Source organism: Streptomyces yunnanensis, from assembly GCF_029011865.1.
Lineage (GTDB): Bacteria > Actinomycetota > Actinomycetes > Streptomycetales > Streptomycetaceae > Streptomyces > Streptomyces yunnanensis.
Window position 1 is genome coordinate 1,024,682 of record NZ_CP095749.1, and the last position, 24,482, is coordinate 1,049,163.

The window sequence follows — 24,482 nt, forward strand, 5'->3', positions numbered from 1 at the left end:
CCGCACCCGCGGGGGTTGTCCCGCGGGTCTCTTCGACTTCGGGATAGGCGGACTGTCGTCCCCGCACCCGCGGGGGTTGTTCGCCGTCGCATTGGGCCGGAGTGGCCTGAGCGGCGTCGTCCCCGCACTCGCGGGGATTGTCCGTCGGCGCTATTGAGATGCGGCGCCTTCCGACGGTCCGCCCCGCAACCCGCGGGGGTTGTCCCGCGATTATCTCCAGGGCCCGGGCAGTGTCGTGGTGTCCCCACACCCGGGGGTTGTCCTCACTCGGGGGGGGTAGTTCACAGCCTGGCCCCTGGTTGCGGTGTCCGCGACGTCGTCCCCGCACCCGCGGGGGCGATCACCGCTGACGTCGTGGGTACCGGTAGGGGACGCGGCGTTCGTTAGGCGACGGATGGGAGGATCTTGTGGCCAACCAGGTCCTTTAAGTTGCCCTTGGTGTCCATGACCTCTGTGATGCTGGCCTGCCGCAGCTTGACGGTGGTTACGAAGGCGCGTGGCCGGCCTCGGCCCTGTAGGCAGACAGCCCCTGATCAGCCACGAGGACGGTGACGCCTATCGTGCCTCAGCGCAATGCCGCGCTGGCGGAGTTCGCCGCCTGGGACTACCCCGGGCAGGGGGTTCGAGACGTCGCCCTGCCCGGGGTGCTCACGGAACATGGCGTCACTGTTCAGGTGCACGGCGACGACGTCGACTTCGCAGAGGAGTCCATCCGACACCGAGCCACACTTAGTAGCAAGCCGTTCCAGGAGTTCAGCGCCTGGTGAAGACCAACACGTCCTCGTGCTGCACCACCGAGAGCGGAATTCCCTCGCGGCGGGCGTCGCGGACGTTCTTCATCTGGAAGAACGAGGGGCGGGAGACCAGGCGGCTGTTGCGGATGCCGGCGAGGAGGGCGACGCACCGTTCGGATGGGGTGAGGCCGACGGCCTTGCCTGCGGCGAGGGCGGCGGAGGGCAGGTCGATGAGTTCGCCGTGCTCACGCCAGGGGCGGGTGGTAACGACGACCGTGCCGCAAGGCCGGAGCATGGTGCGGCACTGGGCGAGGATCTCAGTGAATGCCTCCAGGAGGCGGGCGGTGGAGACGTGGGCCAGGTTGGCGCGGTCGACGCTGTAACGGAAGTCCTTCTTGACCACTCCCGGTTCGCCTGTCTCCCTGCTTGAGCGGACTTGTCCGTGGACGCTGGGCCCGTAGGGAGGTGAGGTGACCACGAGATCTACCTCGCCGCGAGCATCGGCGGGGGCGAGGTCGGTCAGATGGCGGGCGTCGCCGCAGCGAACGATGCCGGTACGGGTGCCGCTTACTTTGGCAGCGTTGCGGGTGTTGAGGGAGGCGAGGGTGGCCCACTGGGGTTCGTATTCGATGCCGAGGGCATTGCGGCCGAGGCGGAGGGCTTCGACGAGGGTAGTGCCGATGCCGCACATCGGGTCCAGAACGAGATCGCCAGGACGGGAATAGGTGGCGATGGCGTGGGCGGCGATGCCCGGGTGCATCTTGGCCGGGTGGGCTGACGAGCCTGGTACGTAGCGGTCTTTGCGTTGGGCGGGGGCGGAGGTGGGGGCGGTGTTCCACACCGAGGTGGGAGAGTGCATGAGCGGGCTCCTTTTAGGCTCCGGTGGGGTGGACGGCTGAGAGGGCGACCAGGTCGCTGTGCGCCACCCCGGGGCTGGCGTCGGTGGGTGGGGTAGGGATGAGGCGGTCGTCGGCGGGGTGGGCGTGGGCGACGATGACGTGCTGGAGGTAGCGGAAGCCGGCGGTGCGGGCGCTGGCGATGAGGGAGCCGAGCGGGTCGGTGAGAATGCCCTCGTCCCGGCGCTGACGGGTGGCCAGCAACAGCAGTCCGTCGGCGGGCAGGAGACGGTGGGCACGGTGGAAGAACCCGGGCCAGCCGTCCTCCATCGCACCGGGCATCTCACTCACGCCGCAGAGAGGATTGTCAGTGGGGTCCGGGAGAGCATCGGGGTGGAGTTCCGCAAGCAGCAGCGAGAGCCTGCTCGGGGTGCCGTCGGTGTAGGTGACAACGGGGGTGCGGGCGTCCATGCCCGGCTTGGTGTCCTGGAGGGAGATCTTGAGCAGTGGCACAGGGAGTTGCCCGGCCCGGGCGGTGAACACGGTCCGGATTCGCTCGATGGCCCAGTCGGGCAGCACGGTGCCCGCAGCCGGTGCGGCGTGCGGCTCGTCGGGAGCTGGGAGCCAGATAGTCGTCGGCAAGGAACGTGCGCTGCGAGGACGGAGCGTGTCCGGAGTGCGGCGTGGAGTGGTGGACATCGACAGATGGCACCCGGAAATCGGGACCGAATCCGCCTGGCGCTGACGTGAAGTAATAGAGGAGCGGCCGGCCAGGTTTGTCGTCCACGATGGAGCGTTCGATCCGGTGGTGCGGCCGTATTCTTCCCATGCCGCCATGGACTTGACCGACCATCTGGTTGCTTCTGCCCAGCTCAGACGTATAACGAGCCAGTGTCGAGCCACCAGCGAGCCACTGCCGAGCCAGCCCGCCAGCGACCCGATGAGCGTGCTGGGGCAGCACGAAATTTTCTTTGTTCGATTTCAATGGCGCACCTGCAGCGACAGCGTCGGCCATCGGGAACGGGACCGGTGCCGGGCCGTTGTAACGGTCCAGCTAGAGCGCGGAATCGGTGCGCGGCCGGGCCGCCAGTGGCATGGAGGCGGTTCTGAGCGTGTGATCGCTGGCTATACCAACCGCACCACGCGCCTCGCGGCGGACGGGGGTGCTGTCGCAGCAGTCGAGGTCGAGTGGACCGATCAGGATCAGCAAGGGCTGAGGCATGAACCGCTGGCCATGGGCACGGTTGAGCTGGGCGACATGAACCAGGAACAGGTTGCAGACGTGGACATCACCGGCCTGCCCAGTAGTCAGTGTCGGCGGCCGGTCCGGCGCATCCATCCAACCGGCCTGGTCTATGCGGTGCACAGGGCGAACAGGTCCGTGCCCTGATCGCCTGCGGGTTTCAGGAACGGCAGGACGTCGAGGTGTGAACGGGCCTTGATCCTCGTCGGCGCGGTCTCGGCGCCGACGACAGGGAAGGAGACAGCGTCAGCAGCGCTCAGCCAGGGACGTGAGGTTGCCCGCTTCTTCCTCGGGGATGTAGCTGGCGCCCATGTTCCGGGATGCGTCACTCGGGTCAGCCGGGCGTGGGAATCCGGTTGGGAAGGGCACAAACCGACGCGTGGTGCCCGCCGAGCCGACGAGCTGGTCGAAGGTGCTAGCAGGCGCGCGGTGGGGACCGCCCGTTGGACGGCTCGTACGCGCATCCCGGGTGGGTTGCCGACCGCGGCTGGCGACGGCGATTCGCTGCTGACACAGCGGACCAACGTACCGTGGCGGGCTCCTGCCTCCTCTCGTCGTGGCAGCCCCTTCAGCAAGCCAGCTGCGGCATATCCCTGATCCGTTCGCAAGGTACGGCGAAGTTGGGGCCCAGCGAGCCAGTGGCGAGCCACTGCCGGGCCACAACGCAAGGGGCGCACGTCACATCTAGACGAGTCTTTCCGAACACGTTTAGTGGTCGTAGGCGGTCAGTGAGCGGCTGACCGCCTGGCCGGTCTGGAAGTTGTGCCAGATCGCGGTGGCCAGCGCGAGGACGCGCTGCGCGACGCGCACGGCAACGCCTTCGCATGTGCGGCCGCCGTGTTGTTCCAGGTCAAGCTGGCCCTTGAGGGTGTCGTTCACCGACTCGATCAGCTGGCGGACCTTCTTGAGCATCGGCTCTCCGGGGCGGGCGGCCTCGCGTTTCATCGACGGCCGCAGCAGCGAAATGCCGTGCTCGGACAATGACCGCTCGAAGGCTCTGGACGCAAAGCCCTTGTCCGTGATCAGCAGCAGGCCGGGCCGCTCACGCACGAGCGGGGCATCGACCTCCAGCATGGCAGCCAGGACTTCGCGCTCGTCGATCTTCGGGCTGGCCAGGGCCCACAGGACTGGCATCCCGGTTGGGGTGCACACCAGGAACAGCCGCAGCCCCCAGTAGAACCGTGAGTGGGACGAGCAGTAGCCGTAGTTCGCCCAGCCCGCCACCTCCGACCGCTTCACCGTGGGCCGCGACGTGCCGCAGGGCACGGGGGTGGAGTCGCAGAGCCACACGGTGTCATGCCAGAAGTCTGTGTCCCTGGCCAGGACCCGGATGAGGCGTTTGACCTGCGGCAAGGCCGCCCGCAGGCGCTTGTTGTAGCCGGCGTCCTGCGGGATGTACGGGAACATGCCGCGGTAGTGGGCGCGTACGTGCCGCAGCCAGCGGGCCTCGCTGTGGAAGCCGAGCAGGGCCTGCATGACGGCCAGGCACAGCAACTCGGAGTGGCTCAGTTTCGGCGGCCTGCCTGGCAGTCGGGCGATCCCGGCCGAGTCATCGTCGATCTTCACGTACAGTGCGGTTACGAGGGTGGTCAAGTTCGTCGTCACAAACGGATCTTGAGCACCCTCGTCTCATGCCCGCAGGCATTCGGAAAGACTCGTCTAGTAGTCGTGTAGGTGAGCCCTGGCGGCCAGGCCCGGGTGGTTTGCGGCTGATTCTCCGGAGCAGCGTGGGCAGTCGGCTGTCTGAGGGCGAGGATGATCAGCAGAGCGAAGGCGGTGAGGGCGGTGAGTGTGCGGAGGTTGTTGAACTGAACCGCTCCGGGTCTGATGGAGGCTCGATTCCCTGAGAGGATCGAGTCATGGCACGTCCGTCCCCTTACCCTGCCGAGCTTCGCGAGCGTGCGGTGCGCATGGTCGCGGAGATCCGTCCGAACTACCCGACCGAGTGGGCCGCGATGAAGGCGGTCGCGGCGAAGCTGGGCATCGGTGCGGCCGAGACGGTGCGGACCTGGGTCCGCAAGGCCGAGGTGGACGCGGGCCAGCGGCCCCGCACCATGTCCGAGGAGGCCGCGGAGATCAAGCGTCTGCGGGCGGAGAACGCCGAACTGCGGCGGGCGATCGAGATCTTGAAGGCGGCGTCGGCTTTCTTCGCGGCCGAGCTGTGCGCCACGAGGCGCGATGTTGATCGAGAGGTGGTGAAAGACCACACCCGTCGGGCCGTCGCAGCGGCCTGATCGAAGCCTGGGGGCAGCCCGATCCGGGGAACGCCGGGGAGGGTGGCAAGCGGCCCCGACGACAGCGGGACGTGCCGGAACTGCCAGACGGTGCGGGCCCGTTCGGCGAGGTCAGAAGGTGTAGCGAGAGCGAACCAGTGGTTGACGCCCCGTAACAGCGAAGCCGGGTCAAATCTGGTGGATATGGGCCGGTGCGCAGTGCGTGAGGGCTGGGCCTTTCGGGCCGGTCCTCAACTCCGAAGCCGTTTAGTTCCGTCGGTGGGGAGGCCACGTCGAAGGTCTGCGGCGTAGACGTGGCGATGCTGCCGGGGTAGAGCTGGGCACCTACCTGACCGATCGATCACATGGTGAACGTGGGAACCATCCGCGGTCGCCCTCCTGCCGGATAGCCATTTCGGGGGCGGGCAGGTCCGTTGCCGGCTGAGGACCGTGGGATGGGGCGGAGGCCCCGTAGTAGTCGCGGGCGTGACGACCCGCCGTGGAGGCCGTGAGAGACGGCTGCAGGGCCAAGGGGGCCAGCAAGTCAGCAGTCGAGGCTGCTGGAATATCGGGAGGTTTTCGCTGGTGAATACCGACGAACTGGAGCACGCCGTATATATGGCGGAGCGACGGGTACTGAATATCCAGACCAAGCTGCACCGTTGGGCTCGTGATGATCCTCATCGCAGGTTCGACGACCTCTACAACCTCGTTGCCGATCCCGGCTTTCTTCTAGTGGCCTGGGATCGGGTGCGGGGTAACAAGGGTGCCCGCACGGCTGGCGTGGACGGACGAACGGCTCGTTCGGTCGAGGCCGGGCAGGGGGTCGGGGATTTTCTCGACGCTCTGCGGTCGCAGTTGAAGGACCGTAGTTTCCGCCCGCTTCCGGTTCGGGAGCGCATGATCCCGAAGGCAGGTGGGAAACTTCGCCGCCTGGGGATCGCGACCATCGCCGACCGGGTGGCCCAGGCATCATTGAAGCTGGTGTTGGAGCCGATTTTCGAGGCGGATTTTCTCCCGTGCTCCTACGGGTTCCGTCCGAATCGCCGGGCCCATGACGCGGTAGCCGAGGTGCGCTACCTCGCCTCGCGACCACGCAATTATGAGTGGATCGTTGAGGGTGACATCACGGCCTGCTTCGACGAGATTTCACATTCGGCCCTGATGGACCGCGTGCGGCGTCGAGTTGGAGACAAGCGCGTACTGGACCTGGTGAAGGCATTCCTCAAGGCGGGCATCCTCGGTGAGGACCGCCTGCTGCGGGAGACCACTGCCGGAACCCCACAGGGGTCGATCCTCTCGCCTTTGCTCAGCAACGTGGCGCTTTCCGTCCTGGACGAGTACATCGCCCAGGCGCCAGGAGGCCCCGGAGCTGGGAAGCTGGAACGAGCCAGACGACACCGTCACGGTCTGCCCACCTATCGCCTTGTGCGATACGCGGACGACTGGTGCCTGATGGTATTCGGTTCCCGAGCGGATGCCGAAGTTCTGCGCGAGGAGATCGCAGAGGTCTTGTCCACGATGAGGTTGCGCCTATCACCGGAGAAGACCTTGATCACCCATATCGAGGAAGGGCTGGATTTTCTCGGGTGGCACCTCCAGCGCCACCGCAAGAGAGGAACCAGCCAGCACTACGTCTATACATACCCCGCAAAGAAGGCCGTCCAGGCCGTGAAGCGGAAAGTGAAGACGCTGTGCCGAGAGGTCGAAGTGAATCAACCGTTGGACGACCTGCTGCGTCGACTGAATATGGCGTTGCGGGGCTGGTGTGCCTACTTCCGGCCCGGGGTGTCCTCCGTGACCTTCGCCTACTTGAGCCACTACGTGTGGCAGACGGTATGGCGATGGATGCGGCGCAAACACCGCCGGTCCACCTGGAAGGAAATCCGCAACCGTTACTGCGGCGGTGGATGGTGGCCCGCCAGTGAGAACAGGGAGCTGTTCGATCCCGAGAAGGTAGGCACGACTCGCTACCGCTATCGGGGTTCCGTTATCCCGACTCCCTGGCCTGTCACGGGATGAGAACGTCCAACACGCGGCTCTTTCCGGGGCTTGTGGAGAGCCCGGTGCATTGAGAGGTGCCCGCCGGGTTCGGGAAGCGGTCCGGGGAAACGGGCCGGTCGAAAGGCCGGAACCGCGCCCCGGGCCGACTTTCACCGACCGGCCGTCAAAGCGCTCGTAGCGTTCATCGACGAGTTCAAGAAGGTGTTCGGGGTCGAGCCGATCTGCCGTGTGCTCTCCAGCCACGGACTGAAGATCGCAACGAGCACCTACTACGCCGCCAAGAACCGCGCTCCCAGCGCCCGCGCGATGCGGGACACGGAGCTGAAGGCGCACATCAGTCGGGTGCATGCCGACAACTACGGCGTCTACGGAGTCCGGAAGGTCTGGCGGCAGCTGCATCGCGAGGGCATAGTCGCGGCCCGCTGCACGGTCGCCCGGCTGATGCGCGAGCTCGGCCTGGAAGGCGCCCGTCGTGGCAAGAAGATCCGAACCACCCTGCGCGACGATGGGCATGAACGGGCGGCTGACCTGCTGCAACGCGACTTCACCGCCTCCAGGCCGAACGAGCGATGGGTCGCGGACTTCACCTACGTCGCCACCTGGTCCGGGATCGTCTACGTCGCATTCGTCATGGACGTGTTCTCCCGGGCGATCGTCGGCTGGTCCGCGGCGACCAGCAAGCGGGCCAAGCTGGTCCTCGACGCCCTCGACATGGCCCTATGGCGCCGCAATCGCGCCGGAACTCCCGCTGGACCAAGGCTGGTTCATCATTCGGATGCGGGCAGTCAGTACACGTCTTTCGCGTTCACCGCGCACCTGATCGAGGCCGGCATCGACGCCTCGATCGGCACCATCGGCGACGCCCTGGACAACGCGCTCATGGAGGGCCAGATCGACCTCTACAAAACGGAGCTGATCAAACCCCGCAGGCCCTGGCACGGCCTCGCCGACATCGAGCTCGGCACCGCGGAATGGGTCGACTGGTTCAACAACCAGCGCCTCCACAGCGCGACCGGCGACATCCCGCCCCATGAGTACGAGACCAACCACTACGCTCAACACCAACCCCGACCGGCGGCTGGAGTCAACGTATAGAGCCTCCACCGATCCCGGAGCGGTTCATCCTGGACCTGCTGCGTACAACCCTCACCGCGCCAGGGACCGACTAACCGGTCAAGTCAAACAGCGGGCAACCACAGCAGCACGCCTGCCTCAAGGCCCTTGCCAACGAACATAGTCCGCCCTGGTGAGTGGATCACCATCGACTATCTTCGCTGACAAAGGACAGGGGGTTTTCGGTTCGGGGCAACGTCATGGTGGCTTTATAGGTGAGTTGTGAGAACACCCAGGTGCTTGCTTCGGGACCATGGTTGTGCTCTGCACGACGAGGGGGCCCGGGTGCTGCCGAAGTCCAAGGTCGATCTGTACGCGGCGATCCGCTGTGACTCGCCGCTACTGGGAGGGCAGCCGGAGTACGTCAGAAACAGGCAACAGACGCCTTCTGCGGGGCAGAACGGTGTGACGTTGACCGGGACGAGTCGCCGTTGGTGCAGCGGCTACCGGTGAGATGGTTTTTGGGCGGAGAAGGACCCCGGCGTGGTGATCGCCGGGGTCCTTCAGGGGGTGGGAGTCACGGAGGTTCGTTTACGGGGTCCCGCCGGTGTTGCTCCAGGGCTGTATCCGGAGCGGCTGCCGACCCAGCACGAACACGCCTGGGATATCCGCAGGTTGTTGAAGTTCTGGGACTTCGACGAGGGGGGCCTGATGCTGCGGGAGTGCATCGTCGGCCGGGCGTGGGCGTCGAACGTGGGGCTGGGGGCGCTGTTCGATCGGGCGGTGGCGTGGCTGCTGCGCAACCGGGTGCTGCTGCCGGGCATCGCGCCGCTGGGCTACCTGGTCGCGGAGGTCCGCATGGGCGAACAGGCGCTGATCCACTTGGTGGTGGACGCCCCGGTGGAGCCGGAGTTCCGACGGGAGCTGCTGGAACTCCTCGATGCGCCGGACGGCGCGCGGACCTCGGTGCTGGAGAAGTGGCGCAAGGGGCCGCGTGAGGTGTCGGGACGGACGGGGCAGAAGGCCGCGCTGGAACCGGACCCGGGACATCAACGGCGTGCAGGCGGGCGGGCTCGGCCTGTGTCGGGTGCCGCCGGAGAAGCTGGCGGAGCTGGCCCGGTACGGGATGGACGCGCACGCGCCGACGCTGCGCTGGCTGGCGGACCCGCGCAGGACCGCGACGGTGCTGGCCGCCCTGTGGCACCTCGAAGGCTCCTCGGTCGATGGCGCGCTCACGCTGTTCGGCGCGCTGATGGCCGCGAGACTTGTGGCGCGGGCGGAGCGCGAGGGCGCCGACAACGCCACGTCGCTGCGAAGCGGTCCGCTCCTACATGGCCGGAATGCGCCTCTCGATATGTCATGTACGCATTGACCCTACAGTGCCATCGCGGTTGGATCCCTGTGGTCCTCTGGTAGCGAACTGGAGGAGAGACTGTGTCCTTCCTGGGGGAAAAATGAGGAGAAACGCGAACCGAAGCACCGCCAGACGCGTGCGGGCCGCCCTGAGCACGGCGGTCGCGGTCTGCGCGGTCACCGCGGTACTGCCCGCCGCCGCCTCGGCCGAGCCCACGGCCGTGGCGGGCAGCCTCGGAGCCGGTGTCGAGAGGATCAGTGTCACGGCCGACGGCACCCTGGCCGATGACAACTCCGCCGGCGCCTCGATCACGTCCGACGGCCGCCACGTCGTCTTCTCGTCGTCGGCGCAGAACCTCACGCCCGGCGGCACGACGGGGCGCGACAGGGTGTACGTCCGCGACCAGAGGACGGGGCAGTTCAAGCGGATGGGGGACCTGACCCCGCTCCAGCCCCCGGTGATCAGCGGTGACGGGGAATACGTCGCCTATACGGTGAAGTGGATGAGAGACGTACGGGTTCGCCAGTATCAGGTGAGCACGGGAAGTACGGCTTCCGCCAACTGCGAGGCCTACAGCTGCAACCAGCCGTCGCTGAGCGCGGACGGCCAGCACACCACCCTGGCCATCCTCATCAAGCGACCGTCGTTGCCCGAGCACCAGCGCATCGAGGTCCAGGACTGGAACACCGGCGGCCGCAAGGTGACCGTCGCCGAGTTCGACCACACCTACCCGTCCCGGCCGTCCATCAGCGGCGACGGCCGCTACGTCGCCTACCAGGACGGCGAGGCGAACGAGGTCTTCGTGTGGGACCGGACCAGCGGCACCACCTCCGGCCCGATCGAGGACTCGTCCGAGAGGGCGTCACTGGTCCAGCTCAGCAAGGACGGCAGCAAGGTCGTCTACCTCTCGGGCTCCGACACCTACGTCTACGACGTGCGCTCGGGCACCGCCCAACTGGTGCCGAATGTGCGGGGCGTGGCCATCGATCCCACCGGCCGCTACCTGCTGTACGCCCCGAACGACACGAACGGACCGTCGCTCACGCTGCGCGACCTGCAAACAGGCACCGACACGATCGTCTCGAACCAGCCCGCCTCGGCCGAGACCGACGCGGTCAGCGCCGGTGGGCACGACGTGGTCTTCCAGTCCACGGCCGGCGACATCGTGCCCGGCGACACCCACGGCAAGTCGCACATTTACGTCCGCCACTTCTCCTGACCGCCCCGGCACCCGCAACGGCCGCGCCGCGCTGCCAGTACATGCCCTGGGGAACAGCAGGGGCCCCTCGTGCAGGCCGTCGATGACGTGGCGCACCTGCTGCTCGGCGAGGCTGGCGCGGCGGCCAGGTCCCCGTCGTGGGCACGGTGGGCGTGGAGCACACATGACAGCCGCCGACAAACGCATCACGGGCGTGTGACCAGGCAAGAAGCCACCCAGACCCCGCTGCGATTCATACGAAAACCATCCGAACGGGTGGTCAGCCGACGAGCTTCCAGGTGTCAGATCGCGCTCAATGGGGCCCTATTGACTGTTTCTGGCGTACTCCGGCTGCCCTCCTACCGGGCGTTGGCGTTCCCGAGTTCGACTGCCAACGCGGCCATCTCGCGCAGGCGCTCGTAGTACTCGATCGCGTCGCCCTCATCATCGATCGACGGCAGGACCTTCTCAAGGGCTGCGAGGCACATGAGAAGGATTCTGCGGCGCTTCCCATCAAGGGACCCTGACAGCGACGAGGAGACACAGCCGGCGATGTCCGCATCCAGCAACACCAGGTCTTCGCCTTCGATCTCTCGACCGCGAAGGTGTGGTGGGAACGGCGCGCGCATGTGTTCTTCCCACAGCCGTGAGAGCAGGTCCAGTCCCGGTTCGCCCATGGTTGCGATCATGCCTCACATACCAGGCTCGGCGGCAGAGAGATCCCGCGGAGCAGTCGGAATTACCGCTCGCCCTGCTTCCCGGCCACGGCCGGGAAGCCTGCCCGCCGACGCGCCGGTGCTGCCAGATCTCGACAACATTTTCCCAGTGCCAGGTCACCATCCGCTCTAGGAACCCGCCAACAAGTGCTCTCAAGTCTCACCTACGCGGCCAGTCATGGTGGGGCCGAGATGAGTCCGGTCTCGGCGACGAATCCGTCGAGCAACCCGGGCTGATACTGCATTCATTTCAGGCGCGTGCGGGCCAGTACGGCGAGTTCGTCGATGCTCGAAGGGGCCAGGTAGCTCAGGCTGTTCTTCAGATGGGCCCACACGCCCTCGGCCGGGTTGAGGTCGGGCGTGTACGAAGGGAAGCGGAAGACAGTCCCAGCCCCGGGCCGCGATCAGCTCGCGCATGGCGGCGTCGACATGATGGGTGTAGTTGTCCCGCACCGGCACGACGGCGCCGCCGAGCCGCTGGTGGGCCGCGTCCAGCAGGCGGGCGAAGTCCCACTCGTGAAAGCTCCTCCGCCTACCCTTGCCACGGTGGTGCACCAGCGTCCGAAAGAGGAGCTGAGGGCGGTGACCATCCTTGCGGTGTCGGCAGACCAGACCGGCGAGCGAGATGCGTCCCGATCCGCCGACCCGAACCGTGACACGAGGTATGTGACCGCGCCGGGACCAGGTCCGTGCCTTTGGCGGCCGGAGCACCTGGCCCGACTCGTCGGCGATGCGCAGCCCCGCGTCCTGGTCCCTCACCGTCTTTCCACGCGTGGTCAGAGGTCTCCTTGAGCCAGGTGGCTACCGCGTCCTCGTCACGCTCGGCGGCCCGAGCAATGCTCAAGACTGTGGATCGGTTCCGGGCGGGACGCGGAGCGCGTACCTTCCCGAATGATCCTTTGACGGTCACCGAGTAGGCCCGCGTTCGCAGCGCGGGTCGGGAAGGCACGCCCGTGCTCAGCGTAGTCACCGACGACGGCTCCCCCCAGTCCGGCTCCCTGATCGACGAGATCGTCCGTGAGGGCGCCCGGCGCATGCTGGCCGCCGCGCTGGAGGCGGAAGTCAACCAGTACATAGCCGAGTTGGCTGCCGAGACCGACGAGCACGGGCGGCGCCTGGTGGTCCGCAACGGCCACCACCGGCCCCGGACCGTGGTCACCGCCGCCGGACCGGTCGAGGTCAGGGCCCCGCGGATCAACGACCGACGCGTCGACGAGGCCATCGGCGAGCGCAAGCGGTTCTCCTCGAAGATCCTCGCGCCGTGGTGCCGCAAGTCGCCGAAGATCTCGGAGGTGCTGCCGCTGCTCTACCTGCACGGACTGTCGTCCGGCGACTTCGTCCCGGCGCTGGAGCAGTTCCTCGGCGGCACCGCTGGCCTCTCCCCAGCCACCGTCACGCGGCTGACCAAGCAGTGGAGCGACGACCACGCCGCCTTCCAGACACGGGACCTTCCGACCCGACTTCGTCTACGTCTGGGCCGACGGCGTCCACCCCAAGGTCCGACTCGGCCAGGCCCACTCGTGCGTCCTGGTCCTGCTTGGCGTCCGCCTGGACGGCACGAAGGAGCTCATTGCCCTGGCCGAGGGCCTGCGCGAGTCCACCGAGTCCTGGGCCGACCTGCTGCGCGACTGCCGCCGCCGCGGCATGCGCGACCCCGAGCTGGTCATCGGCGACGGCGCCATGGGCCTGGGGCGGGCGCTCGCCGAGGTGTTCCCGGCCGCCAGGCCGCAGAGGTGCTGGGTTCACAGAAGCCGTAAGGAATCAACTTGTCGGTGTGTCGGTTTACTCGTCCGCGGCCGCGAGGAGATCGGGGGCGGTGCGGTAGCGGGTGGCGGCCGGAGGCGGGAGGAGTCCGCCTTCCGCAAGCAGGGGACGGATCTCGCGGACGACGTTCCCGATCGAGGACCTGCTCACGTCCCCCAGCGCGTCGGCGAGGACGTCCAGGGTGCACAGTTTCCGCAGGTAGAGGATGGCGACCACGACGCGCTCTCTGTCACCCAGCTTCTGGGGGAAGACGCCGCCGCGGCTGCCCAGCTGGCGATCGGCGCCCCGGCGCTGGTAGGAGGCCCGTTCAGCCTGGGCAACCTGGCGTGGAGAGAGCCGGCGAGTGAGCGCATCCAGCTCCGCGCGGGACATGCCGGTAAGCCGCGGATGGGACAGGCTCTCCATGATCCGGGTGCGCGGCGGGGTCTGGTCGGTGTCGAGGAAGGCCATCAGCGCGTCCGCCCTGGTGAACCGGCTGTGGGCGTATCCGGGCTGGTGACCGTGGTCCTCCAGGACCCGGCGGGTCTCGGCGACAAGGTGGCCGACGCATTCAGGGGTGACCTCCAGCATGTCGGCCAGCAGCTTCATCGAGCAGACCTGTCGCTGGTAGAGGAGAGTGAGCAGAACCCGGGCGGCGTCGTCGAACAGCGGCTTGGCCCGCTGATTGCCGGTGGCGCGCCGGGCCCGTCCACCCCGCTGCTCGCTGTAGCGTTCCTGGGACCGAGCAGCCTGTAGTGGGGCCAACTCGGCGCGTAGATCCGCGAGTTCCGTACTACTCAGCCCGGTCAGGCGGGGTCCGCCAGGCGGGCGAGAAGCTCGCGGCGCCGGCCGGAGACGCCATGTGCCTCGCTGGTGGGCAGGGCCTGCGGCGCGGAGGGTTCGGGCAACAGGGTGTAGTTCCACTGGCCGTGGACCTCATGCCGGACCAGCGGCAGCGCGGCGAAGCGATCCTTACTGATCGCAATGCCCGTGGGGTAGTCGCCGGGATCCAGTTGGGCCTCAACGCGCAGACCGGCCCGGGTACGGGTGGCGACGATCGTCTCAATGACGACGTCATGGCTGGTCAGCGGCCTGCCACGCCAGTTGTGCGTGATGTGGGAGAACAGCCGGTGCTCGATTTTGTTCCATTTACTTGTGCCCGGAGGAAAGTGACACACCGTGATCGTTAGGCCCGTCTCGGCGGCCAGAGCAGCCAGTTCGCTCTTCCAGACCCGATAGCGGTAACCGTTGGAGCCGCCCGCGTCCGAGGTGATCAGCAGCCGTGACGCCTTTGGGTAGTCGAGGCTGCCGCGACAGCGCCACCAGCGGCGGATGGACTCGACCGCGAAGACCGACGTGTCGTGGTCGACACCGACGTTGACCCAGCCGGTGTTGCGGGCGATGTCGTAGATCCCGTACGGGATCGCCTGCTGAACGTCCGGACCGCTGAAGAAGAAGTGATGGTCCTCCACCTCGACCGGGTCGCCCCTGGGCCGCCACTCGCGGCCGGCCATGGGCAGCCGTCCGATCTGCTCCCGCTTCTTCGTGTCCACGCTGATTACCGGCTCACCGTCGGCCTGGTGCTGCTTGACCTGCTCGTTGATATAGCGGAACTGGGCATCCCGGTCGGGATGCTGGGCACCCTCGAGAGTCTTGGCGTTCGCCTGCAGACTGAAGCCCTCCTGCTTGAGTAGCCGGCCCACCGTCGGCGCGGACACCGGGTGCCCCTGCCGGGTCAGCTCCTCGGCCAGGTTGCGCAGCGACTTCGTTGTCCACCGCAGCGGAGACTGAGGATCTCCCCGCTCGTCCGGCTCGACCAGGCCCAACAAGGCTTTGAGCAGGGCAGGATCGTTGGCTTCAGCCCGCTTGCGGCCTCCGCCTGGTGCACGCACCCGGCCGTCCAGCAGTGGCCCGGCCCCCGCTTCCAGTTCCGACACGCCACGACGCACGGTCGTCTCGCTGACCTGCGCGATCCGCGCTACCGCCCGTATCCCGCCATGCCCGATCAGTCGGGCCTCGGTGGCCAGGGCCAGCCGCCGCTGCCGCTCGTTCAGATGGGGCAACAACACCGAGAACCTGCACTGGAGTTGGGAACAGATCTCCTCCGGAACCGCCATACCCTGACAACGAGCCCACACCTGTAAAGCAGCACCTTGATTCTTTACGGCTTCACAAATCCCGCAACGTCACCAACTGCCTGCCCAAGTCCGCACAGCCCGGCGCGACCAAGGCCATGCAGGAGATCTACAACGCCGAGGACCGAGGCCACGCCGAGAAGGCGATCGAGGGGTTCGCAAAGACCTACGGCGCGAAGTTTCCAAAGGCCGTCGCGAAGATCACGGAGGACCGAGACGAACTGCTCGCCTTCTACGACTTCCCCGCCGAGCACTGGATCCACCTGCGGACCACCAACCCTATTGAGTCGACCTTCTCCACGGTCAAGCTCCGCACCAAGGTCACGCGAGGCGCGGGCAGCCCGGCGGCCGCGCTCGCGATGGTGTTCAAGCTGGTCGAGTCAGCCCAAGCGCGATGGCGCGCCATCACCGGAGCCCACCTGGTGCCCCTGGTCTGCGCCGGCGCGCGGTTCGAGAACGGCGTCCTGGTCGAACGCGAGGAGACCGTCGCAGCCTGACGACCGAGCATCGGGGTGCGAACATGGTGATGCGGGCGACGGCCCTCCTCCGAGCGCCATCGCTGGCGTCATGCGAAAGGTGTGCTCCTTCCCCGGCTGGCGCAGTGTCAGTGAATCGCTGGGAGACCGTTGACACTCAGGGGAGTGGTGAGCAAGCGGCCAACCCGGGCAAGTCCGGCATCCGCCTCGACGACATCGCGCCCAAGCACTACAACAGCCCTGTCCAGTGGCTGACACTGGACTGGACGAGGTTGTCGACGACAGGGGGGCGATCCGTGAAGCGGCCTGAACGTGTTGCTGTCATCGGAGTGGGCATCCTGGGAGCCTGCGTGGGCTGGAACCTGTCCCGGCGCGGCACCAAGGTGGTCTTCATCGACGCAGGCAAGCCAGGCGAGGGTGTCACCAACTGGTCGTTCTCGTGGGTCAACGCCAGCAATAAGACCGTGCGCAAGTCCTACTTCGACCTGAACGTCGCGAGCATGGCTGCGCACCGTGAGCTTGCCGAGACCTTGGGGCCGGACTCGTGGTGGTATCCCCGCGGGCATCTGCGCTGGGCAGACGATCCCGCGACGGAGGCGAAGCTCCTGGAAACGGCCGCGCTGCTGGCCGACTGGGACTACCAGGTCGAGGCGCTCACGGGGATCGAGGTACGCCGCCGCCTCGAACCTGCTCTCACCGTGCCTGACGAGGTTCCAGTCCTGTTCTATCCCGACGAAGCCTGGGTGCATGGGCGCCATCTCGTCGGCCGCCTGGTCGGCCAGGCCGTTGCGTCCGGCGCCGAGCTGCGGGCCGGAACTGCGGTCCGGGACATCGGTACCCGTGCCGACGGGAGTGTCCGAACAGTCGCTCTGTCCGACGGGAGCTGTCTGGACGTCGACATCGTCGTGAACGCGGCGGGCCCCAGCGCATGCAATGTCGCCGGGCTCGTCGCACGGCCCCTGCCGATGCGCAGGGAACCCGGCGTCGTCACACGGATCAGCTGCGAACGGGTCCCGGTTCACCGCCCCATGCACGCACCTCACATCGAGATCCGTCCCGACGGAGACGCTTCGGCGGCCCTGCACAGCCGCGAGATCGACGCGCTCATCGAGGCAGGCGAAAGCCCATCGGAACTGGCGCGGCTGCTCCGCGAGCTGGCACGGCACGTCGTTCCCGCGTTGGGCAACTCCCGCATCACCGGGACGCGCGTGTCCAACCGTCCCATCCCGGCCGACGGATTCCCCTCGGTGGGTACAGTGCCGTCCGTACCGGGCTACTACGAGGCCGTCTCCCACAGTGGCATCACACTCGGACCGCTCATCGGCCGGCTACTTGCCTCGGAGATCCACGGCGGGAAGCGAGACCAGATGCTTGCGGACTTCCGCCCCGATCGGTTCCCCGCGTAGCAGACCTGGCAGATGCCGGCGCAACCTGGCGAGGGTCTCGACGTCCACCTACTGGCACTTCTCGCCCTGTTCCGGAATCCACAAGTCTTGACTATTGCTCTCCCGTGGAAGCCGACTACCTCAACGCCTATCCCAGTCTCGAAGGCTCGCGAGCCAGGCGGGCCGCGGTAGGCAGCGCTCTGCTCCGACGTATCGCGCTCTTCCACACCGTCGCCGCTTTCTACCGTGTCCAGTGCTGGAACGACGCCGACAGCTGGAAGAACGACGCCCGCACTGCTCACCCTCGGGCCCTCTGGGCACGACCAGCTCCTCCAGCGGCTGTGCCACCCGCGATGGGGGCTTCCGGTGCACGTGGCACACCGGTTCTGCCACTGCGCCGAACCGAACGCCCCCTACCAGTGGAACCACACCTGCACCTTCTACTTCGACGGTCACACCACGGGCAAAGACGACCCCATCTATTTACGCGTCCACGCCAGCCCCGAAGGACGCGACTACGACCGGCAGATCAAGACGCTGCGCCGGGTCGGCGCACCGGAAGACTGGATGGCCCGCGCCTTTTCCCAGGAAGCAGTCCAGCACCACGATCAGCAATATCAGGCGGGACTGCTGCGGTAACGGAACGCTCGGGTAGCAGGTGCCAGTGCAGGTCGTGGTGCCCGACGCTGGCCGGTCGTGGCGGATGGGTCAATGCGATCGGGTACGTGGCGCCCGTCATCGAGCCGCTTGTACGCGCTGGGCGGGTAGTCGGCGCCGGCCGACTGCCGGTCGCTGCGCTGAGCCGCGAGCGCCACATCGAACCCGACACACGGACCGCGCCCCACACCCGCCCACCCCATCAACATCAACACCACCACCACACCAACAGCCACAGGAGGCAAGGGACGTACGGAGGGTTGTCAGCGCCGGCAGCTCACTTACCAAGCGTCCTGACCAGGTGCGTTGTGTCGACGCACGGGAGGGATGGGGGACTCTCCCGAGTCCTGTAGGACGTCCTCCAACACGTTTCCCGGGGAGTCGTGTCAGTCGGCCTGCTGCGGGTCTCTCGGACTCGTCGAGTCCTCCCGCCGGCTGCTTGAGTGCGAGGCGTCTACCGGCGTCGGCGGCCGCCGTTGCCGCTGCGGTGGCGGGAGAGGATGTCCAGCCTCGCATGGTGGGATCCGGCGGGCAGCGCGCACTCGGCATCCGGCTTGGCATGGCACACAGGGCAGGAGATGTTCATCAGCCGGTAGTAGGGCACCATGCTCGCAGTCCCTCGCTGGGTGCGCTGGTCTTCCGCGCGCCGTGCCTTCTTGGTCTTCGTGGCCGCCTCGCGTTCCATGACGACCGGCATGATCCGTTCGTCGTGGCCGTGCTCCCGCTGGACTGCCTCGCTGCCCGGCTCGCCCGGGTCGGTGCAGCCCTGACCGGCCTTCGCATCGCAGAGCGGGCGGCGTCGGCGAATCCAGAACCGATGGGCGACCATCTCGTGCAGGGGACCTTCCGGCCCGTCGGGCGTGGCTGTACCGGCTGTACCGCCTTCCAGGCGCACTCGCCGCCGGGCAGGTGCCGCCACGCGTCGTACCGGCGCTGCTTCTGCTGCCCTTCCTTGAACTCACCTTCGCAGCTGGCGCACTTCTTCGCCGACTTCCCCGTCTCCCGGGGCTTGGCGCGGGCGGGGTCGTAAGAGCCCCGGGACACCCCCTGGGGGCCAGGGCCGGCCGGATCTCCTGGGTACCGTCGCGGCGCACCATGGTGACGTCCGAGGCCGGTGGCCGGTCGTACGCGAGGAGCTCCGGCGCGGCAACGTACGACTGCCCCTTCGGGCCGGGCCACTGACGATGCTTCGACACACCCGGCAGCGTAGCCACCAGTTCGCGCGGGCCGGCAGGGCGCGAACTTCCCATGCGCCAGGGGAGGTTCAGGCCCACAACTACGCACCTACGCCCCTCGCTGCAAGACATCATCGAGTCGCAGCAGGGTCGGTGGGAGCGGTTTCACGAGGCGGCTGGGGGATTGTGGATGCCGCCGACTCCCACTTCTCTCCCAGTTGATCAAGAGCCACCCAAATAGCCAAAGGCCAAGGCACTATTTACTGAAAAGCCGCGTCAACCGCATCCTCACCCGCCTCGGCCTGGACAACCGCGTACAGGCCGCCCTCCTGGCCCACGAGGCGGGTCTCCTCCGACCTGGCGGGAACCCACCCGGGGCTGCCACACCATAGAACAGCCCCTGCTCGACAGGCATCCTCCAACTGCTCTCCAACACTTCGGCCGGACCACCCGGGCAGACAGGCTCACGAGGCGGGCTGCCTGCCCCGCGCATTTCACCCCTGCGCCAGGTGGGAAACTCGCTGGTCAGCCCCTGGACCATGGGGGATGCTGCACATGTGATCGAGCAAGAGGCCGCCGTACGGATCGTCGAGGACGAGTTGGACCGCGAGAATCAGCGGTGGTCGGCCATGGGCGTGGAGTCGATACGCGCCATCGTGACGCACGTCGAGGAACACGAGCTGGTGTGGAAGGTCCACGTCCAGTCCGAGGAGTACGTGCGTACGCGGGACTTCACAGCCATGCTTGTCGGCCTCGGGCCCTACCTGGTGGACCGTATCGACGGAGGGCTGCACCAGATCGGAGTCCTCTCCGAGATCGGCGGAGAGTGGGAGGCCGACTACCGCACCCGCATCCGCGGCATGCCCGTCCGCACCGCGGTGGACGATCTGCACGATGAGATAACCGAGATCGCCACCGCACAAGGGCGGCTGCCCTCCGTGCGCGCCCTGCGACGGAAGCTCCCGAAGCTGACCCCCGCTCAAGCACTCCACTGCGTCAACGCGTTGCTCGACGGCACAACTCCACCCCACCTCACGGCCCTCGCAACCGAGCAACTCGTCGAGCCCATCGACCCGGTGCTCACGGTGAAAACCCTCCGCCGGGTCCTCATGGCACAACCTGACGCATGACTTGGCCTTCCAGGGGCCCTCGTCGCCCCATCTCCGTTGGAAGGTGCGCCACCACCGCGGGCAGCCGCGGCCGCAGCCGACGCCGGGCAGCTTGCTCTCACGCCTTCGTGAGACGAGCGGCTGAGGTGCCCAGACCGGTGGGGCCGTGCGGAACGAAGCCCCGTTCGGGACCGGCAGGTTGACGGAAGCGGCCGGTCTGCTCGTGCCAGGCGTAGGAGCCGGCGGTGGCGCTCTGCAGCGCCTGGAGGTATCCGGTGATCCGGGAGGTCAGCGGCTCGGGTAGACTTTCGTCCGCCAGAACACGGGACATCTCGGCATCGGCTGTGTGCTGCAGGGTGCCGACGCGAGCGGTGAGCTGTGCATTCAGCAGGTGGGCTGCCTGCTGCAGGTCGCAGTCCAGCGCTTTGCGAAGCATGCGTCAGCGCCGTCCACAACGGAAAGTCCGCCTCGTCGAACTTCCGCTCGCTCCAACGCTCCGGCCAGGGAGCGGTGTACTCAGGGGCAAGCAGCCCGACCTGGTGGGCCCACTCCTTCACGTGCACACGGGTCTGCTCCAGGTGAGGGTTGAGGCGAGCGGTGAACGGCATATGGAAAACGGGCTGCTGCACTTGAGGACTCATATCCCGATCCTGATCCAACACCAGGGCCCTCTACACACGCCTGTCACGGAATGCCCCCTACGGGGATGAGCCGTTGACTGAACGTTGACAAACCACCAGCGCCCCGGCTCATGACGGCGCAACTGCACGGACACAGTGGCAGCGCAGCAGCACAGCGATCCGTCAGTTGGTGGCGGACGTAAGGGTTTCGTCATACGTCGCGGCGGCCTTGAGGGGCATTGCCCTGCCTATGGTCGGACGGATACACCTGGAGGTTTCCCATGGGTGCTGCCCGTCGTTTCACTCCCCCGACCTCGCCGGCGTTCTGGCGCAGCCCGCTGCGCGGCCCCCGGCTGACGGCGCTGCTCGGCGTGGTCCTGCTGGCCGGGATCACCCTGTTGTTCGTGACCGGGTTGCTGTCGTATGCCGCGTACAACCCGGATCTGGCCGGCGGTGTCAACGACAAGACTCCGGGCAAGGGCCTGTTGGGTTTCTATCTCTTCGCCTGGCCTACCGGGTCGCACTGGCTCTACCGGCTCACCCAGGGTGTGCATGTCACTCTCGGTGTGGTGCTGGTGCCGGTGCTGCTGGCGAAGCTGTGGTCGGTGATCCCGAAGCTGTTCACGATGCCGCCGGCCCGGTCGATCGGGCATGCGCTGGAGCGGCTCTCCCTGTTGCTGTTGGTCGGCGGGGCGCTGTTCGAGTTCGTCACCGGTCTCCTCAACGTCCAGCTGGACTACGTGTTTCCCGGGTCGTTCTATTCGCTGCACTTCTATGGGGCGTGGGTGTTCATCGGGGCGTTCGTGGTTCATGTGGCGCTGAAGCTGCCACGGACCGTACGGGCGCTGCGCGAGCGTACGGATCCGGATGCGGCGGCCGATGACACCGGGCTGGTGGCGGTCCGCCCGGCCCCGCCGACGGTGTCGCGGCGCGGTGCACTGGGGCTGGTGGGTGCCGGTTCGCTGCTGCTGTTCCTGACGACGGCAGGGCAGAGCATCGGGGGCTGGTGGCGGCGTACCGCGCTGCTGGCGCCGCACGGAGGCGCGGAGCCGGGTAGCGGCCCGAACGGCTTCCAGATCAACAAGTCGGCGGCGGGGGCGGGCGTGCGGGCCCCGGACACCGGCGAAGACTGGCAGCTGACGGTCGAGGGAGGCGGGCGGCGGGTGCGGTTGAGCCGGGCCGAGCTGCTGCGGCTGCCGCAGTACGAAGTGGCGTTGCCGATCGCCTGTGTGGAGGGCTGGTCGACGGAGGACCAGCGGTGGAGCGGGGTACGGCTGCGGGATCTGGCCGCGCTGGTGGGGCTGGACGAGGCTCCGCCCGGAGTGCTGGTGGAGTCGCTGCAGCTGTCCGGCGCGTTCCGGCGGGCCGCACTGCGGGACAACCAGGTGCGCGATCCGCGGTCGTTGCTGGCGCTGCGGGTGGGTGGGGCGGAACTCTCGCTGGATCACGGGTATCCGGCGCGGATCATCGTGCCGGCGGCGCCCGGGGTGCTCAATACCAAGTGGGTGGCGCGGATGACGTTCGGAGCGGTGTGATGGCGCGGCGGCAAGGAACTGTGAGGGTGCGGCTACGACGAGCCGTGGCGGGCGGGGCGCGTCGGGCGGGCCGCTGGTACGGCGAAGGGCCGCTGCATCTGCTGCTGATGGTGGCCTCGTTCGCGCTGACTGGTTATGTCGGGGTGCGGTTGCTCGCCGATGCGCAATGGCCGTTGGTGGTGGTGTGGTTCGTGGGGGCGGCACTGCTGCACGATCTCGTGCTGGTGCCGCTGTACACGGTGGCCGCCCAGGCGGTGGCGCGGGTGACGGCCGGTACCGCGCGGCACCGGGCGTGGACCGGGTACGTACGGGTTCCTGCGGCGCTCTCCGGACTGCTCCTGCTGGTGTGGTGGCCGCTGATCTCCCTTGCGCCCGGCAGCGCCGCGGCGGCGCACTACACGCTGACGACCCGACTGCCGAGCCAGGTCTTCTGGGCCCGCTGGCTGCTGATCAGCGCTGGGATGTTCGCACTGGCTGCACTATGGCTGCTGGTCCGTACGCTGCATACGTGGTGTTCGGGCTGTACGGGACGGCCGCGGCTGCCGGCTGCGACCGCCCGCCGGCGGCGGCGTCGCAGGGCGACGAAGTAGCCTTCTTCGAAAGGAAGTTGACCTGTCGGGCACGATCGGTCGACAGCTCCTCAGTCCGGCCGCTCCGCCCGGCCTCGCGTCTTGCTCCGGTCGACCGGAAAGTTTTCTTCGCCCGGCTGTCACACCTCCGCGTCGGGATCCGTCGGTCCAGTGACAGGCACCAGCCGATCACGACGACGAGGAGAGCACCGAATGAACACCGCAGCCAACACCACGACCACCACTGCAACCACCACCGCGACGACCGCTGCCCGGATGAAGAACCCTGCCATGGTCCTGCCGGACGCCATGAAAGGCATCCAGAACATCTACAAGGCCATGTACCAAGGCGGCGTCAACCCGCAGATCCTGGAACTGGTGCACCTGCGCGCCAGCCAGATCAACGGCTGCAGCGCCTGCGTATTCGCCGGCGTGACCGGCGCGAAGAAGAACGGCGAAACCGACGAACGCCTCCACGCCGTGGCCGCCTGGCACGAGGCTCCGTTCTTCACCGACGAGGAACGCGCCGCCCTCGCCCTGACCGAAGCCGCCACCCGAATCGCCGACCACACCGGCAAGGCCGTCCCCGACGCGATCTGGGACCACGCCGCAGACCACTTCAACGAGGAACAGCTCTCCGCCATCATCCTGATGATCGCCCTCACCAACTTCTTCAACCGCATCAACACCACCATCGAGGAACCCGCCGGCACCACCTGGTGACCAGCACCGCTCAAAGCCCTCGCCAAGCAGGGGCGGCCGGCCCGGCCCATCGGAGGCGTAGGCGCGGTTCCCAACGACGAAGGCCCCTTCCTCGCGCGAGGAAGGGGCCTTCTACCGGAGCGCCTGGCCGGCCTTGCACCTGCATCTCCCACCGGATGGTGGACGTCTTTCCTTGGACCACAGACGCATAACTCCCGCCCACCCACTGTCCGCGGGCCGAAGCTGCACCATGGTCATATCGGAACTGCGCGGTCGCTCCGCCCACCCACCCGGATCGGGTCGTACCCTACGGCGGCAGTGGGCCCACCTAAGATGTGCGCCAACTACCCAACCGCGGGCGCCCGGGTTCGGAGGAGAGGTGGCAACGGGATGAGCTGGGAGAACGAACACCCGAGACGCGAACACCCCAGACGCGAACACCCCAGAAGCGAACGACCCAGACGCGCACAGCGGAAACTCGAAGAGCTGCGGAACGCTCTTGCGGGAAAAGCCCGGTTCGAGATCCACCCGCTGGATATCGAGGAAGCACGCCGACGGTACACAGAGGAGGGGTTCGAGTTCACCATCGCGCTCCGGGAATTCCTGGAAAAATATGGCGAGTTCACCGTGACCTGGAGCTTCCGCTTCGGCGAGACGTTCCTCACGACCTCGGTGGCGCAAACGATGGACTCGGCACACTCGCTGCCCAGGAGTGTGCGCGTCTTCAGCACACGCATCGGCCGTCCCGTCCTGCTCGTCGGAACGGCCACTGATACCCAGGAAGCCGTCCTGCTGTCCGACGACGGTGATGTCTACCTCGCCGGCGACGCCGGAATCCAGCGGGTCGCAAACGGCTTCGACAACGCGCTCCGAGCGCTTGTCACAGGCGACTGGGACAAGCGATTCTTCTGACGAGGGTGCCACCTCTCATGGCCCTCATGGCCCTCATGACTCTTACGGCCCTTGTGGCTCTTGCGCCTCTCGTGCCTCTCACGCGGCGTTGAGAGCCGGGCCCAGGGCACCGC

General features: G+C 67.3%; 18 protein-coding genes and 6 pseudogenes. 16 read left to right on the top strand and 8 right to left on the bottom strand.

All coding sequences use genetic code 11. The annotated features are described in order from the left end of the window. Positions 1-753: 753 nt before the first annotated feature. Together MOV08_RS04160 and MOV08_RS04165 are read right to left on the bottom strand one after the other, a co-directional pair. Complete coding sequence (locus tag MOV08_RS04160; protein WP_275306308.1) at positions 754-1,593, bottom strand: TRM11 family SAM-dependent methyltransferase; 840 nt, start codon at positions 1,591-1,593, stop codon at positions 754-756. 13 nt (positions 1,594-1,606) lie between these two features. Then, complete coding sequence (locus tag MOV08_RS04165) at positions 1,607-2,212, bottom strand: hypothetical protein (protein WP_275306309.1); 606 nt, start codon at positions 2,210-2,212, stop codon at positions 1,607-1,609. A 193-nt stretch (positions 2,213-2,405) separates the two neighbouring features. Between MOV08_RS04165 and MOV08_RS04170 the strand changes: the two genes are divergently transcribed. Next, complete coding sequence (locus tag MOV08_RS04170) at positions 2,406-2,960, top strand: hypothetical protein (protein ID WP_275306311.1); 555 nt, start codon at positions 2,406-2,408, stop codon at positions 2,958-2,960. 561 nt (positions 2,961-3,521) lie between these two features. On the opposite strand, the gene MOV08_RS04175 is transcribed toward MOV08_RS04170, so the two are convergent. Then, on the bottom strand, positions 3,522-4,418 hold the full coding sequence (locus MOV08_RS04175; protein WP_275306313.1) for an IS982 family transposase: 897 nt from the start codon (positions 4,416-4,418) through the stop codon (positions 3,522-3,524). 254 nt (positions 4,419-4,672) lie between these two features. Between MOV08_RS04175 and MOV08_RS04180 the strand changes: the two are divergent. The 6 genes and pseudogenes from MOV08_RS04180 to MOV08_RS04200 all read left to right on the top strand — a co-directional run. Further along, positions 4,673-5,020 (top strand): annotated as a pseudogene (locus tag MOV08_RS04180) (transposase); the annotation flags it as partial. Positions 5,021-5,611: 591 nt separating this feature from the next. Continuing rightward, complete coding sequence (gene ltrA, locus MOV08_RS04185; protein ID WP_275306315.1) at positions 5,612-7,048, top strand: group II intron reverse transcriptase/maturase; 1,437 nt, start codon at positions 5,612-5,614, stop codon at positions 7,046-7,048. A 30-nt stretch (positions 7,049-7,078) separates the two neighbouring features. After that, entirely contained in the window at positions 7,079-8,125 is a 1,047-nt protein-coding gene (locus MOV08_RS04190) for an IS3 family transposase (RefSeq protein WP_275306316.1), read from the top strand. Between the two features lie 528 nt (positions 8,126-8,653). Then, positions 8,654-8,926 (top strand): annotated as a pseudogene (locus MOV08_RS44055) (DUF4158 domain-containing protein); the annotation flags it as partial. Positions 8,927-9,077: 151 nt separating this feature from the next. After that, the gene (locus tag MOV08_RS04195) at positions 9,078-9,455 is read left to right on the top strand and encodes a hypothetical protein (protein ID WP_275306318.1); all 378 of its coding nucleotides are present in this window, start codon (positions 9,078-9,080) and stop codon (positions 9,453-9,455) included. A gap of 118 nt (positions 9,456-9,573) precedes the next feature. Then, on the top strand, positions 9,574-10,656 hold the full coding sequence (locus tag MOV08_RS04200) for a TolB-like translocation protein (RefSeq protein ID WP_275306319.1): 1,083 nt from the start codon (positions 9,574-9,576) through the stop codon (positions 10,654-10,656). 338 nt (positions 10,657-10,994) lie between these two features. On the opposite strand, the gene MOV08_RS04205 is transcribed toward MOV08_RS04200, so the two are convergent. Then, positions 10,995-11,324: a hypothetical protein gene (locus MOV08_RS04205; RefSeq protein ID WP_039629604.1), complete on the bottom strand. Its 330-nt coding sequence runs from the start codon at positions 11,322-11,324 to the stop codon at positions 10,995-10,997. Between the two features lie 203 nt (positions 11,325-11,527). Next, positions 11,528-12,189: pseudogene (locus tag MOV08_RS44060) on the bottom strand (transposase); the annotation flags it as partial. Positions 12,190-12,304: 115 nt separating this feature from the next. On the opposite strand from MOV08_RS44060, the pseudogene MOV08_RS04210 reads away from it, so the two are divergent. After that, positions 12,305-13,100 (top strand): annotated as a pseudogene (locus MOV08_RS04210) (IS256 family transposase); the annotation flags it as partial. Between the two features lie 33 nt (positions 13,101-13,133). Here MOV08_RS04210 and MOV08_RS44065 read toward each other — a convergent pair. After that, positions 13,134-15,211 (bottom strand): annotated as a pseudogene (locus MOV08_RS44065) (ISAzo13 family transposase). A 53-nt stretch (positions 15,212-15,264) separates the two neighbouring features. On the opposite strand from MOV08_RS44065, the pseudogene MOV08_RS04225 reads away from it, so the two are divergent. The 3 genes and pseudogenes from MOV08_RS04225 to MOV08_RS04235 all read left to right on the top strand — a co-directional run. Further along, positions 15,265-15,726, top strand: a pseudogene (locus tag MOV08_RS04225) (transposase); the annotation flags it as partial. A gap of 110 nt (positions 15,727-15,836) precedes the next feature. Continuing rightward, on the top strand, positions 15,837-17,111 hold the full coding sequence (locus MOV08_RS04230) for an NAD(P)/FAD-dependent oxidoreductase (RefSeq protein WP_275306320.1): 1,275 nt from the start codon (positions 15,837-15,839) through the stop codon (positions 17,109-17,111). A 225-nt stretch (positions 17,112-17,336) separates the two neighbouring features. After that, a complete protein-coding gene (locus tag MOV08_RS04235; RefSeq protein ID WP_275306321.1) occupies positions 17,337-17,729 on the top strand; it encodes a hypothetical protein in 393 nt (130 codons plus the stop codon). 472 nt (positions 17,730-18,201) lie between these two features. Here MOV08_RS04235 and MOV08_RS04240 read toward each other — a convergent pair whose 3' ends face one another. Then, positions 18,202-18,576, bottom strand: a complete 375-nt coding sequence (locus MOV08_RS04240) for a hypothetical protein (RefSeq protein WP_275306323.1) — start codon at positions 18,574-18,576, stop codon at positions 18,202-18,204. Between the two features lie 903 nt (positions 18,577-19,479). On the opposite strand from MOV08_RS04240, the gene MOV08_RS04250 reads away from it, so the two are divergent. Then, positions 19,480-20,052 carry a YrhB domain-containing protein gene (locus tag MOV08_RS04250; protein ID WP_275306325.1) on the top strand — a complete coding sequence of 191 codons (573 nt, stop codon included), beginning with the start codon at positions 19,480-19,482 and terminating at the stop codon, positions 20,050-20,052. Between the two features lie 97 nt (positions 20,053-20,149). Here the strand turns inward: MOV08_RS04250 and MOV08_RS04255 are convergent, their stop codons facing one another. Continuing rightward, positions 20,150-20,467: a hypothetical protein gene (locus MOV08_RS04255; RefSeq protein ID WP_275306326.1), complete on the bottom strand. Its 318-nt coding sequence runs from the start codon at positions 20,465-20,467 to the stop codon at positions 20,150-20,152. 465 nt (positions 20,468-20,932) lie between these two features. Between MOV08_RS04255 and MOV08_RS04260 the strand changes: the two genes are divergently transcribed. The 4 genes from MOV08_RS04260 to MOV08_RS04275 all read left to right on the top strand — a co-directional run bounded on the left by MOV08_RS04260 (position 20,933) and on the right by MOV08_RS04275 (position 24,369). Beyond that, complete coding sequence (locus tag MOV08_RS04260; RefSeq protein ID WP_275306327.1) at positions 20,933-22,186, top strand: molybdopterin-dependent oxidoreductase; 1,254 nt, start codon at positions 20,933-20,935, stop codon at positions 22,184-22,186. 107 nt (positions 22,187-22,293) lie between these two features. Continuing rightward, a complete protein-coding gene (locus tag MOV08_RS04265) occupies positions 22,294-22,776 on the top strand; it encodes a hypothetical protein (protein ID WP_275311695.1) in 483 nt (160 codons plus the stop codon). Between the two features lie 192 nt (positions 22,777-22,968). Further along, the gene (locus tag MOV08_RS04270) at positions 22,969-23,478 is read left to right on the top strand and encodes a carboxymuconolactone decarboxylase family protein (protein WP_420834126.1); all 510 of its coding nucleotides are present in this window, start codon (positions 22,969-22,971) and stop codon (positions 23,476-23,478) included. Between the two features lie 369 nt (positions 23,479-23,847). After that, complete coding sequence (locus tag MOV08_RS04275) at positions 23,848-24,369, top strand: SUKH-3 domain-containing protein (RefSeq protein WP_039629613.1); 522 nt, start codon at positions 23,848-23,850, stop codon at positions 24,367-24,369. Positions 24,370-24,482: the final 113 nt, after the last annotated feature.

Bases quoted from the DNA above. Each gene is read 5' to 3' on its own strand.
- MOV08_RS04255 (WP_275306326.1), bottom strand. From the start codon at position 20,467: ATGCTTCGCAAAGCGCTGGACTGCGACCTGCAGCAGGCAGCCCACCTG.
- MOV08_RS04170 (WP_275306311.1), top strand. From the start codon at position 2,406: ATGGACTTGACCGACCATCTGGTTGCTTCTGCCCAGCTCAGACGTATA.
- MOV08_RS04260 (WP_275306327.1), top strand. From the start codon at position 20,933: ATGGGTGCTGCCCGTCGTTTCACTCCCCCGACCTCGCCGGCGTTCTGG.
- MOV08_RS04160 (WP_275306308.1), bottom strand. From the start codon at position 1,593: ATGCACTCTCCCACCTCGGTGTGGAACACCGCCCCCACCTCCGCCCCC.
- MOV08_RS04275 (WP_039629613.1), top strand. From the start codon at position 23,848: ATGAGCTGGGAGAACGAACACCCGAGACGCGAACACCCCAGACGCGAA.
- MOV08_RS04265 (WP_275311695.1), top strand. From the start codon at position 22,294: ATGGTGGCCTCGTTCGCGCTGACTGGTTATGTCGGGGTGCGGTTGCTC.
- MOV08_RS04270 (WP_420834126.1), top strand. From the start codon at position 22,969: ATGAACACCGCAGCCAACACCACGACCACCACTGCAACCACCACCGCG.
- MOV08_RS04240 (WP_275306323.1), bottom strand. From the start codon at position 18,576: ATGGTCGCCCATCGGTTCTGGATTCGCCGACGCCGCCCGCTCTGCGAT.
- MOV08_RS04205 (WP_039629604.1), bottom strand. From the start codon at position 11,324: ATGATCGCAACCATGGGCGAACCGGGACTGGACCTGCTCTCACGGCTG.